Raw genomic sequence first — 12,554 nt, forward strand, 5'->3', positions numbered from 1 at the left:
GGTTCAGCGATGAAGATCCCTGAACCTCCGGCCGGCCCCAGGACCCCCGTTTCAGACCCCAAGACTTACAACCCTGAGAGGGATTGACGCATAGTGCTCGACGTCAACTTCTTCGACGAGCTCCGGATCGGTCTGGCCACCGCTGACGACATCCGTCAGTGGAGCCACGGCGAGGTCAAGAAGCCCGAGACGATCAACTACCGCACGCTCAAGCCCGAGAAGGACGGACTCTTCTGCGAGAAGATCTTCGGTCCGACCCGGGACTGGGAGTGCTACTGCGGCAAGTACAAGCGCGTCCGCTTCAAGGGCATCATCTGTGAGCGCTGTGGCGTCGAGGTCACGCGCGCCAAGGTGCGCCGCGAGCGGATGGGCCACATCGAGCTCGCCGCCCCCGTCACCCACATCTGGTACTTCAAGGGCGTTCCGTCGCGGCTGGGCTACCTGCTCGACCTCGCCCCGAAGGACCTCGAGAAGGTCATCTACTTCGCCGCGTACATGATCACGTACGTCGACGAGGAGCGCCGCACCCGCGACCTGCCCTCGCTGGAGGCCCACGTCTCCGTCGAGCGCCAGCAGATCGAGAACCGTCGCGACGCCGACCTGGAGGCCCGCGCCAAGAAGCTCGAGACCGACCTGGCCGAGCTCGAGGCCGAGGGTGCCAAGGCCGACGTGCGCCGCAAGGTGCGCGAGGGTGCCGAGCGTGAGATGAAGCAGCTGCGCGACCGCGCGCAGCGCGAGATCGACCGCCTCGACGAGGTGTGGAGCCGGTTCAAGAACCTCAAGGTCCAGGACCTGGAGGGCGACGAGCTGCTCTACCGCGAGCTGCGCGACCGCTTCGGCACCTACTTCGACGGCTCCATGGGCGCCGCTGCCCTGCAGAAGCGCCTGGAGTCCTTCGACCTCGACGAGGAGGCCGAGCGCCTCCGCGAGATCATCCGCACCGGCAAGGGCCAGAAGAAGACCCGTGCGCTCAAGCGCCTCAAGGTCGTCTCCGCGTTCCTGCAGACCAGCAACAGCCCCAAGGGCATGGTGCTCGACTGCGTGCCGGTCATCCCGCCGGACCTGCGTCCGATGGTGCAGCTGGACGGTGGCCGCTTCGCGACCTCCGACCTGAACGACCTGTACCGCCGCGTGATCAACCGCAACAACCGCCTGAAGCGGCTTCTCGACCTCGGCGCGCCCGAGATCATCGTGAACAACGAGAAGCGCATGCTCCAGGAGGCCGTCGACGCGCTCTTCGACAACGGCCGTCGTGGTCGCCCGGTCACGGGCCCCGGCAACCGTCCGCTGAAGTCGCTGTCCGACATGCTCAAGGGCAAGCAGGGCCGCTTCCGTCAGAACCTGCTCGGCAAGCGAGTCGACTACTCGGCGCGTTCCGTGATCGTCGTCGGCCCGCAGCTGAAGCTGCACCAGTGCGGTCTGCCGAAGGCCATGGCGCTGGAGCTCTTCAAGCCGTTCGTGATGAAGCGCCTGGTCGACCTGAACCACGCGCAGAACATCAAGAGCGCCAAGCGCATGGTCGAGCGCGGCCGCACGGTCGTGTACGACGTGCTCGAAGAGGTCATCGCGGAGCACCCGGTTCTGCTGAACCGCGCGCCCACGCTGCACCGCCTCGGCATCCAGGCCTTCGAGCCGCAGCTGGTCGAGGGCAAGGCCATCCAGATCCACCCGCTCGTCTGCACCGCGTTCAACGCGGACTTCGACGGTGACCAGATGGCCGTCCACCTGCCGCTCTCCGCGGAGGCGCAGGCCGAGGCCCGCATCCTGATGCTGTCCTCGAACAACATCCTCAAGCCGGCCGACGGCCGTCCGGTGACGATGCCGACCCAGGACATGGTCCTCGGTCTGTTCTTCCTCACCACCGACGGCGAGGGCCGCGACCTCAAGGGCGAGGGCCGTGCCTTCGGTTCCGCCGCCGAGGCGATCATGGCGTTCGACGCGGGCGACCTGTCGCTCCAGTCGAAGGTCGACATCCGCTTCCCGGTGGGCACCATCCCGCCCCGCGGCTGGGAGCCCCCGGCCCGCGAGGAGGGTGAGCCGGAGTGGCAGCAGGGTGACACCTTCACCCTGAAGACCACGCTGGGCCGCGCGCTCTTCAACGAGCTGCTGCCCGAGGACTACCCCTTCGTCGACTACGAGGTCGGCAAGAAGCAGCTCTCCGAGATCGTCAACGACCTCGCCGAGCGCTACCCGAAGGTCATCGTGGCGGCGACGCTCGACAACCTGAAGGCGTCCGGCTTCTTCTGGGCGACCCGCTCCGGCGTCACCGTGGCCATCTCCGACGTCGTCGTTCCCGAGGCGAAGAAGGAGATCGTCAAGGGTTACGAGGCGCAGGACGAGAAGGTCCAGAAGCAGTACGAGCGCGGTCTGATCACCAAGGACGAGCGCACGCAGGAGCTCATCGCGATCTGGACCAAGGCGACCAACGAGGTCGCCGAGGCGATGAACGACAACTTCCCGAAGACCAACCCGATCTTCATGATGGTGAACTCGGGTGCACGAGGCAACATGATGCAGATGCGTCAGATCGCCGGTATGCGTGGTCTGGTGTCGAACGCGAAGAACGAGACGATCCCGCGTCCGATCAAGGCGTCGTTCCGTGAGGGCCTGTCCGTGCTGGAGTACTTCATCTCCACGCACGGTGCCCGTAAGGGTCTGGCGGACACCGCTCTGCGTACCGCCGACTCGGGTTACCTCACGCGTCGTCTGGTCGACGTCTCCCAGGACGTCATCATCCGCGAGGAGGACTGCGGCACCGAGCGCGGTCTCAAGCTGCCGATCGCCACGCGCGACGCCGACGGCACGCTGCGCAAGGCCGAGGACGTCGAGACCAGCGTGTACGCCCGCATGCTCGCCGAGGACGTCGTCATCGACGGCAAGGTGATCGCGCCGGCCAACGTCGACCTCGGTGACGTGCTCATCGACCAGCTGGTGCGCCACGGTGTCGAGGAGGTCAAGACCCGTTCGATCCTGACCTGCGAGTCCCAGGTCGGCACCTGCGCCATGTGCTACGGCCGCTCTCTGGCCACCGGCAAGCTGGTCGACATCGGTGAGGCGGTCGGCATCATCGCCGCCCAGTCCATCGGTGAGCCCGGTACCCAGCTGACGATGCGTACCTTCCACACCGGTGGTGTGGCCGGTGACGACATCACCCAGGGTCTGCCGCGTGTCGTCGAGCTCTTCGAGGCCCGTACCCCGAAGGGTGTCGCCCCGATCTCCGAGGCCTCCGGCCGCGTCCGGATCGAGGAGACCGAGAAGACCAAGAAGATCGTCGTCACCCCGGACGACGGCAGCGACGAGACGGCGTTCCCGATCTCGAAGCGCTCCCGTCTGCTGGTCGGCGAGGGCGACCACGTCGAGGTGGGCCAGAAGCTCACCGTGGGTGCCACCAACCCGCACGACGTGCTGCGCATCCTGGGTCAGCGTGCCGTCCAGGTCCACCTGGTCGGCGAGGTCCAGAAGGTCTACAACTCGCAGGGCGTGTCGATCCACGACAAGCACATCGAGATCATCATCCGGCAGATGCTGCGCCGCGTGACGATCATCGAGTCCGGCGACGCCGAGCTGCTGCCCGGCGAGCTCGTGGAGCGCACGAAGTTCGAGACCGAGAACCGTCGTGTGGTCCAGGAGGGCGGTCACCCGGCCTCCGGTCGTCCGCAGCTGATGGGTATCACCAAGGCCTCGCTGGCGACGGAGTCCTGGCTGTCGGCCGCCTCCTTCCAGGAGACGACCCGAGTCCTGACGGATGCGGCGATCAACGCCAAGTCCGACAGCCTCATCGGCCTCAAGGAGAACGTCATCATCGGTAAGCTCATCCCGGCCGGTACGGGCCTGTCCCGCTACCGCAACATCCGGGTCGAGCCGACCGAGGAGGCCAAGGCCGCGATGTACTCGGCCGTCGGCTACGACGACATCGACTACTCGCCGTTCGGCACGGGCTCCGGCCAGGCCGTTCCGCTGGAGGACTACGACTACGGTCCGTACAACCAGTAAGCGAGTCGCCTGACAAGGCCGCTACGACCGAAGGGCGGTCACCCCGTGGGGTGGCCGCCCTTCGGCGTGTGCTCGACGGGGTGGCTACGGCACGCCCAGCTCGAAGAGGACGTAGTGCGCGTACCAGCCGGAGGCGAGTGCGGCCGTGGTGAAGAAGACCGCCAGGGCCGGGAGCTTCAGGCGGGCGAGCGCCGCCGCCGGGGCCAGGAGGAGCGGGAAGGCGGGCAGCAGGTAGCGCATCGTGTTGCCGAACATCTGCTGGGTGCCCAGGACGGTGACGATCGTCGCCAGGGTGTACGCGACGAGCACCAGCGGGGGGCGCTTGCGCCACATCAGGGCGATCAGGAAGGGCAGCGCCAGGACCAGCAGGAGGGACAGCAGGTCGGGGGTGTAGAAGGCGAAGGGGTAGTCGCCGCGGCCCACCGCGAGGTTGAGCAGCACGTCCAGGGTGTGGGCGCCGTAGTCGAAGAAGTGCGCCCAGCCCTCGCGCTGGAGCGTGAAGTACGCCGTCGGCTCGCCGATGCTGTAGCCGACCCAGGCGATGTAGGCGAGCAGGCCCAGGGGGGCGACGGCCATGGCGTACACCGGGCCGCGTACGCCGTGCTCGCGTCGGGTGGCGGGGCGGGCGAGGACCACCAGCGCGGCGAGTCCCACGGCGCCTATGAGGACGGCGGAGGTGGGGCGGTTCAGGCCCGCGGTGAAGGCCAGCAGGCCGGCCGCCACCCAGCGCTTGGTCATCACGGCGTAGCAGGCCCAGGCCGCGATGGCGACGAACAGGGACTCGGAGTACACCGCCCACTCGACGCCCGCGCCGGGGGCCACGGCCCACAGTCCCGCGGCGATGGTGCCCGCGCGGGCGCCGGCGACGAGGCGGATCACGGCGAAGATGCCCGCTGCCGCGACGAACGAGAAGACGACGGAGACCAGGATCCCGGAGCCGTACAGGCCGAGGCCCGTGGTCTCCGAGACCATACGGATCAGGGCCGGGTAGAGCGGGAAGAACGCGACCGAGTTCTGCTGGACCGTGAACAGGCCGTCCGAGTCGAGCGGCACCAGGGAGGGGCTGTAGCCGTGCTCGGCGACCTGGAGGTACCACCAGCCGTCCCAGGTGGCCAGGACGTCCCACCAGTGGGCGCCGCCGCCGAAGCGCGGGTTCTTCCCCTTGTAGTCCCCGGCGTACTCCAGCAGGGCGGCGAAGACCGTGAGGCCGACGAGTTTCGCGACGCCGTACAGGACGAGCGGGGTCAGGTAGGGGCGCGCGCCGTCCGGCAGGGTCGGCGGCCAGGTCCTCCAGTGGTGTTTCCGGCGTTCGCCGGACAGCCGTTCCGGTGCGCCCGCCGACTCGTCGGTCACCGTTTCGTCGGCAGCCGTGTCCATGGCTGTCATCCCCCTCAGTCCACCCTCAACCGTCAGTTGCTGCCATAAGATCGCACAAGAGTCGCACATCTGTGCTCGATGTTCGGGGGAGGGGAGGCGCGGTGCCCGAGGGACGGGACGGGGACGTGCACGAAGCGGTCGTGCTGTCGGTCGTCATTCCGATGTACAACGAGGAAGAGGTCCTGCCCGCGCTGGTCAGCAGGCTGCGGCCGGTCCTGGCGGAGCTGGGCGTCGCCCACGAGGTCGTCGCGGTGGACGACGGCAGCGGTGACCGTACGGCGGAGCTGCTCGCCGCCTTCCGGCTGGGCTGGCCGGAACTGCGGGTGGTCGCGCTGCGGCGCAATTCCGGCCACCAGGCGGCCCTCACCGCCGGCCTGGACCGGGCGTGCGGCGCGTACGTGGTGAGCCTGGACGCCGACCTCCAGGACCCGCCGGAGAAGATCCCCGAGATGCTGGCGCTGGCCCGCGCGGAGGGGCTCGACATCGTGTACGGCGTCCGTGTCGACCGCAGCAGCGACTCCGGGTTCAAGCGGTGGTCGGCGGGCCTGTACTACCGGCTGATGCGGCGCCTGGCGGGCCCGTCGGTCCTCGCGCAGGCGGGCGACTTCCGGCTGCTCAGCCGGGCCGCCGTGGACGCGCTGAAGGCACTGCCGGACCAGCAGCGGGTCTACCGGCTCCTGGTGCCCTGGCTGGGCTTCCCGAGCGGCCGGGTGACGTACGAGCGTGCCCCGCGCACCGCGGGCCGCACCAAGTACCCGCTGGGCCGGATGATCCGGCTCGCGGTCGACAGCGTCACCGGGTTCTCCGCGGCCCCGCTGCGGCTGGCCACCTGGCTGGGCGCCGGCGCCTTCGTGGTGTGCCTGGGGCTGCTGGTCTACACGCTGGTCGCCTTCGCCCTGGGCCGCACGGTGCCCGGCTGGACGTCGCTCTTCACCGGCATCGTCTTCATCGGCGCCGTGCAGCTGATCTGCGTCGGGCTGCTCGGCGAGTACGTCGGCCGCATATACACGGCCGTGCAGAACCGCCCGACGTACTTCGTCCGCGACGACACGGCCGCCCCGCCGCCGTCCGACGACGGACGGGCCGCCGCCGGTCCCGGCGAGGTGCGGGAGCCGCGCGTCCCCGTGCCGCGGTCCTGAGGCGCCCTGCGCCGATCGGGGCACAGCGGGGTGAATCGGGTGCCGGTGCCGGTCCCGCGCATTTGTTTTGACCGCAGCGAATGCGATAGGTACGCTCAGACCTTGTGCCTGGGGTGTGCCCTGGCCCTCGCGCGTGCCTTCAACCGCTGTGAGGGTCAAGACCGGCCACCGCAATCCGCGCCCCTTTCGCCTTGCGGCGAAAGTCCGCGGCTTCGACACACCCGACCGCGTGGGTCGGCGACGTTCCAGGTTAGCTTCACCATTCGGCACACAGAAACCGGAGAAGTAGTGCCTACGATCCAGCAGCTGGTCCGGAAGGGCCGGCAGGACAAGGTCGAGAAGAACAAGACGCCCGCACTCGAGGGTTCGCCCCAGCGTCGCGGCGTCTGCACGCGTGTGTTCACGACCACCCCGAAGAAGCCGAACTCGGCCCTGCGTAAGGTCGCGCGTGTGCGTCTGACCAGCGGGATCGAGGTCACTGCTTACATTCCGGGTGAGGGGCACAACCTGCAGGAGCACTCCATCGTGCTCGTGCGCGGCGGCCGTGTGAAGGACCTGCCGGGTGTTCGCTACAAGATCATCCGCGGTTCGCTTGACACCCAGGGTGTGAAGAACCGCAAGCAGGCCCGCAGCCGCTACGGCGCCAAGAAGGAGAAGTAAGAATGCCTCGTAAGGGCCCCGCCCCGAAGCGCCCGGTCATCATCGACCCGGTCTACGGTTCTCCTCTGGTGACCTCCCTGATCAACAAGGTGCTGCTGAACGGCAAGCGCTCCACCGCCGAGCGCATCGTCTACGGCGCCATGGAGGGCCTGCGCGAGAAGACCGGCAACGACCCGGTCATCACGCTGAAGCGCGCTCTCGAGAACATCAAGCCGACCCTCGAGGTCAAGTCCCGCCGCGTCGGTGGTGCGACGTACCAGGTGCCGATCGAGGTCAAGCCCGGTCGCGCCAACACCCTCGCGCTGCGCTGGCTGGTCGGTTACTCCCGCGCCCGTCGCGAGAAGACCATGACCGAGCGGCTGCTCAACGAGCTCCTCGACGCGTCCAACGGCCTCGGTGCCGCTGTGAAGAAGCGCGAGGACACGCACAAGATGGCCGAGTCCAACAAGGCCTTCGCGCACTACCGCTGGTAGTCGCTACCCACATCGAGACCGAGAGAAGACTGAAGCCTTATGGCTACCACTTCACTTGACCTGGCCAAGGTCCGCAACATCGGGATCATGGCCCACATCGACGCGGGCAAGACGACCACCACCGAGCGCATCCTGTTCTACACGGGCGTGTCGTACAAGATCGGTGAGGTCCACGACGGCGCCGCCACGATGGACTGGATGGAGCAGGAGCAGGAGCGTGGCATCACGATCACGTCTGCTGCGACCACCTGCCACTGGCCGCTCGAGGACAACGACTACACGATCAACATCATCGACACCCCGGGGCACGTCGACTTCACCGTCGAGGTGGAGCGTTCCCTGCGTGTGCTCGACGGTGCCGTGACCGTGTTCGACGGTGTCGCCGGTGTCGAGCCGCAGTCCGAGACGGTGTGGCGTCAGGCCGACCGTTACGGCGTGCCGCGCATCTGCTTCGTCAACAAGCTGGACCGTACCGGCGCCGAGTTCCACCGCTGCGTGGAGATGATCTCGAACCGCCTGGGCGCCCAGCCGCTCGTCATGCAGCTCCCGATCGGCGCCGAGGCCGACTTCAAGGGCGTCGTGGACCTGGTCCGCATGAAGGCGCTCGTGTGGTCCGCCGACGCGGCCAAGGGCGAGATGTACGAGACCGTGGACATCCCGGCCACGCACACCGAGGCCGCCGAGGAGTGGCGCGGCAAGCTGGTCGAGGGCGTCGCGGAGAACGACGAAGAGATCATGGAGCTGTTCCTGGAGGGCCAGGAGCCCACCGAGGAGCAGCTGTACGCCGCGATCCGTCGTGTCACCATCGCCTCCGGCAAGTCCGACGACACCACGGTCACCCCGGTGTTCTGCGGCACCGCGTTCAAGAACAAGGGCGTCCAGCCCCTGCTCGACGCGGTCGTGCGCTACCTGCCGACCCCGCTCGACGTCGAGGCCATCGAGGGCCACGACGTCAAGGACCCCGAGGTCGTCGTCAAGCGCAAGCCGTCCGAGGACGAGCCGCTGGCCGCGCTCGCGTTCAAGATCATGAGCGACCCGCACCTCGGCAAGCTCACCTTCGTCCGGGTCTACTCGGGCCGCCTGGAGTCCGGCACCGCGGTGCTGAACTCCGTCAAGGGCAAGAAGGAGCGCATCGGCAAGATCTACCGCATGCACGCCAACAAGCGTGAGGAGATCGAGTCGGTGGGCGCCGGCGACATCGTCGCCGTCATGGGCCTGAAGCAGACCACCACCGGTGAGACGCTGTCCGACGACAAGAGCCCGGTCATCCTGGAGTCCATGGACTTCCCGGCGCCGGTCATCGAGGTCGCCATCGAGCCCAAGTCGAAGGGCGACCAGGAGAAGCTCGGCGTCGCGATCCAGCGCCTCGCCGAGGAGGACCCGTCCTTCCAGGTCCACTCCGACGAGGAGACCGGCCAGACCATCATCGGCGGTATGGGCGAGCTGCACCTCGAGGTGCTGGTCGACCGCATGCGCCGTGAGTTCCGGGTCGAGGCCAACGTCGGCAAGCCCCAGGTCGCGTACCGTGAGACGATCCGCAAGGCCGTCGAGCGCGTGGACTACACCCACAAGAAGCAGACCGGTGGTACCGGTCAGTTCGCCAAGGTGCAGATCGCGATCGAGCCGATCGAGGGCGGCGACAGCTCGTACGAGTTCGTGAACAAGGTGACCGGTGGCCGTATCCCGAAGGAGTACATCCCTTCGGTGGACGCCGGTGCCCAGGAGGCCATGCAGTTCGGCATCCTGGCCGGCTACGAGATGACGGGCGTCCGCGTCACGCTCATCGACGGCGGCTACCACGAGGTCGACTCCTCCGAGCTCGCCTTCAAGATCGCCGGTTCGCAGGCCTTCAAGGAGGCCGCGCGCAAGGCTTCGCCGGTCCTCATGGAGCCGATGATGTCCGTCGAGGTCACCACGCCCGAGGACTACATGGGCGAGGTCATCGGCGACATCAACTCCCGTCGTGGCCAGATCCAGGCCATGGAGGAGCGGATGGGTGCCCGCGTCGTGAAGGGCCTCGTGCCCCTCTCGGAGATGTTCGGCTACGTCGGAGACCTCCGCAGCAAGACGTCGGGTCGCGCAAGCTACTCGATGCAGTTCGACTCCTACGCCGAGGTTCCCCGGAACGTCGCCGAGGAGATCATCGCGAAGGCCAAGGGCGAGTAACGGACTACTCCGTTTAACGGACCCCGTTCTCACGCTTTAGGCTTGACCCCGGAGCCTGCATGGGGCATTCCGCCGTGAACCCGGTGGAATGCCCCCGGCACCCGGGCTTTCCAGCAAAGATCACCTGGCGCCGATGAGTAAGGCGTACAGAACCACTCCACAGGAGGACCCCAGTGGCGAAGGCGAAGTTCGAGCGGACTAAGCCGCACGTCAACATCGGCACCATCGGTCACATCGACCACGGTAAGACGACCCTCACGGCCGCCATTACCAAGGTGCTGCACGACGCGTACCCCGAGCTGAACGAGGCCTCGGCCTTCGACCAGATCGACAAGGCGCCCGAGGAGCGTCAGCGCGGTATCACCATCTCCATCGCGCACGTCGAGTACCAGACCGAGACGCGTCACTACGCCCACGTCGACTGCCCCGGTCACGCGGACTACATCAAGAACATGATCACGGGTGCCGCGCAGATGGACGGCGCCATCCTCGTGGTCGCCGCCACCGACGGCCCGATGCCGCAGACCAAGGAGCACGTGCTCCTGGCCCGCCAGGTCGGCGTTCCGTACATCGTCGTCGCCCTGAACAAGGCCGACATGGTGGACGACGAGGAGATCCTGGAGCTCGTCGAGCTCGAGGTGCGTGAGCTCCTCTCCGAGTACGAGTTCCCGGGCGACGACCTGCCGGTCGTCAAGGTCTCCGCTCTGAAGGCCCTCGAGGGCGACAAGGAGTGGGGCAACTCGGTCCTCGAGCTCATGAAGGCCGTGGACGAGTCCATCCCGGAGCCCGAGCGCGACGTCGACAAGCCGTTCCTGATGCCGATCGAGGACGTCTTCACGATCACCGGTCGTGGCACCGTCGTCACCGGCCGCATCGAGCGTGGTGTCCTCAAGGTCAACGAGACCGTCGACATCATCGGCATCAAGCAGGACAAGACCACCACCACGGTCACCGGCATCGAGATGTTCCGCAAGCTCCTCGACGAGGGCCAGGCCGGTGAGAACGTCGGTCTGCTCCTCCGTGGCATCAAGCGCGAGGACGTGGAGCGCGGCCAGGTCATCATCAAGCCCGGTTCGGTCACGCCGCACACCGAGTTCGAGGCCCAGGCCTACATCCTGTCGAAGGACGAGGGTGGCCGTCACACCCCCTTCTTCAACAACTACCGTCCGCAGTTCTACTTCCGTACGACGGACGTGACCGGCGTCGTGACCCTCCCCGAGGGCACCGAGATGGTCATGCCGGGTGACAACACCGAGATGAAGGTGGAGCTCATCCAGCCCGTCGCCATGGAAGAGGGCCTGAAGTTCGCCATCCGTGAGGGTGGCCGGACCGTGGGCGCCGGCCAGGTCACGAAGATCAACAAGTAAGCTCCGCTTGCTTGTCGGTCCACCGACCTGACATGGGCTGATGGCTGATGCCTGAAAGGGCCCGTACGACTTCGGTCGTACGGGCCCTTTCGCATGGTGGCGGTGGCCGGCCGCGTGCGTCCCTCGTGATCTCGCGTCAATCCCTCTGGCCCGGGCGTCACTCGATCGCAGTAATCAACGGCATATGTCGGTGGTAGTTGTCCCACCCGGCCTATGTTCGGCGCATGGTCAGCTCATCCCATGAGGCGCTGCACCGGATCTTCCAGGAGGATCCGGGGCTCTTCGCCCGTGCCGTAAAGGGCCTCGGCATCACCTTCGCCGGTCCGCTCACCGGGGCACCCCTCCCCACCGACCTCACCGAGAACCGCCCCGTGGACCGGCGCCTGGACACGCTGCTGCGCATGGACGCGGAGGACGGCGAGAGCTTCCTCCTCGCCGTGGAGTCACAGGGGAAACCGGACCCCGACAAACCCGCGAGCTGGGCGTACTACCTGTCGCACCTGCACGCCAAGTACGGCCTGCCGCCGGTCCTGCTGGTCGTCTGCGCCGACCGACGCACCGCGTCCTGGGCGGCCCGGCACGCCGACATCGGCCCTCCGCAGTGGCCCTCGCTCACCGTGCGCCCCCTGGTCCTGGGACCGGACAGCCTGCCCGTGATCGACAGCCCCGACGAGGCCGCGCGCGACATTCCGCTGACGGTGCTCTCCGCGGCTCTGCACCGCCGGGATCCGGACGCCGGTGCCATACTGAAAGCTCTGGCGACGGCACTGAACGACCTGTCGGCCGACGACGAGAACACCGCAAGCATCTTCATCGAGCTCACGGAACAAGGCCTCGGCAAGACGCCGGCCGCAGACCTCTGGAGGCACATCATGGCTGCCGACCTCTCGTTCTTCCAGTCGCAGACTGCTCAGAGCCTTCGGGCGGAGGGCCGGGCGGAGGGCCGGGAGGAGGGCCGGGAGAAGGGCCGGGCGGAGGGCCGGGCGGAGGGCCGGGAGGAGGGCCGGGCGGCCGGTCTTGCCGAGGCCGTCCTGCGTTTGCTGGAGCGTCGTGGTGTCGTGGTGTCCGAGGAGGTACGGGCGCGCATCGTCGGCTGTTCGGATCTGGAGACCTTGGACGTCTGGTTCACGCGGGCGGTCACGGCCGAGTCGGCGGCCGAGCTGTTCACGCCGGGCGAGGGCTGAGTCACGTGGGCCGCGACCTCTCGTTCTTCCGGTCGCAGACTGCTCAGAGCCTTCGGGCCGAGGGGTACGCCCAAGGTCTTGCCGAGGCCGTCCTGCGTGTGCTGGAGCGTCGTGGTGTCGTGGTGTCCGAGGAGGTACGGGCGCGCATCGTCGGCTGTTCGGATCTGGAGACCTTGGACGTCTGGTTCACGCGGG

Annotated in this window: 9 protein-coding genes; 8 read left to right on the forward strand and 1 reads right to left on the reverse strand. The window is 67.6% G+C overall.

Annotated features, from left to right (window positions below):
* Positions 1-93 precede the first annotated feature (93 nt).
* Positions 94-3,993, forward strand: a complete 3,900-nt coding sequence (locus tag ACZ7G3_RS00900; RefSeq protein WP_426597257.1) for a DNA-directed RNA polymerase subunit beta' — start codon at positions 94-96, stop codon at positions 3,991-3,993.
* A gap of 84 nt (positions 3,994-4,077) precedes the next feature.
* Here ACZ7G3_RS00900 and ACZ7G3_RS00905 read toward each other — a convergent pair whose 3' ends face one another.
* Complete coding sequence (locus ACZ7G3_RS00905; RefSeq protein ID WP_470923177.1) at positions 4,078-5,370, reverse strand: hypothetical protein; 1,293 nt, start codon at positions 5,368-5,370, stop codon at positions 4,078-4,080.
* Positions 5,371-5,471: 101 nt separating this feature from the next.
* Between ACZ7G3_RS00905 and ACZ7G3_RS00910 the strand changes: the two genes are divergently transcribed.
* The 7 genes from ACZ7G3_RS00910 to ACZ7G3_RS00940 all read left to right on the forward strand — a co-directional run.
* The gene (locus tag ACZ7G3_RS00910) at positions 5,472-6,509 is read left to right on the forward strand and encodes a glycosyltransferase family 2 protein (protein WP_426597256.1); all 1,038 of its coding nucleotides are present in this window, start codon (positions 5,472-5,474) and stop codon (positions 6,507-6,509) included.
* Positions 6,510-6,797: 288 nt separating this feature from the next.
* The gene (rpsL, locus tag ACZ7G3_RS00915; protein ID WP_003948652.1) at positions 6,798-7,169 is read left to right on the forward strand and encodes a 30S ribosomal protein S12; all 372 of its coding nucleotides are present in this window, start codon (positions 6,798-6,800) and stop codon (positions 7,167-7,169) included.
* A 2-nt stretch (positions 7,170-7,171) separates the two neighbouring features.
* A complete protein-coding gene (gene rpsG / locus ACZ7G3_RS00920; protein WP_003974303.1) occupies positions 7,172-7,642 on the forward strand; it encodes a 30S ribosomal protein S7 in 471 nt (156 codons plus the stop codon).
* 39 nt (positions 7,643-7,681) lie between these two features.
* On the forward strand, positions 7,682-9,808 hold the full coding sequence (gene fusA, locus ACZ7G3_RS00925; RefSeq protein WP_426597255.1) for an elongation factor G: 2,127 nt from the start codon (positions 7,682-7,684) through the stop codon (positions 9,806-9,808).
* A 173-nt stretch (positions 9,809-9,981) separates the two neighbouring features.
* The gene (gene tuf / locus ACZ7G3_RS00930; RefSeq protein WP_470922710.1) at positions 9,982-11,175 is read left to right on the forward strand and encodes an elongation factor Tu; all 1,194 of its coding nucleotides are present in this window, start codon (positions 9,982-9,984) and stop codon (positions 11,173-11,175) included.
* 224 nt (positions 11,176-11,399) lie between these two features.
* Entirely contained in the window at positions 11,400-12,359 is a 960-nt protein-coding gene (locus ACZ7G3_RS00935) for an RpnC/YadD family protein (protein ID WP_470922711.1), read from the forward strand.
* 5 nt (positions 12,360-12,364) lie between these two features.
* The coding region (locus ACZ7G3_RS00940) for a hypothetical protein (RefSeq protein WP_470922712.1) at positions 12,365-12,554 on the forward strand (190 nt) is incomplete at its 3' end.

It is taken from the genome of Streptomyces sp. NPDC037271 (assembly GCF_055603605.1).

What these genes read in the sequence shown, in the direction of transcription:
- ACZ7G3_RS00905 (WP_470923177.1), bottom strand. Translation starts at nt 5,370, where the DNA reads ATGGACACGGCTGCCGACGAAACGGTGACCGACGAGTCGGCGGGCGCA.
- rpsG (WP_003974303.1), top strand. Translation starts at nt 7,172, where the DNA reads ATGCCTCGTAAGGGCCCCGCCCCGAAGCGCCCGGTCATCATCGACCCG.
- fusA (WP_426597255.1), top strand. Translation starts at nt 7,682, where the DNA reads ATGGCTACCACTTCACTTGACCTGGCCAAGGTCCGCAACATCGGGATC.
- ACZ7G3_RS00935 (WP_470922711.1), top strand. Translation starts at nt 11,400, where the DNA reads ATGGTCAGCTCATCCCATGAGGCGCTGCACCGGATCTTCCAGGAGGAT.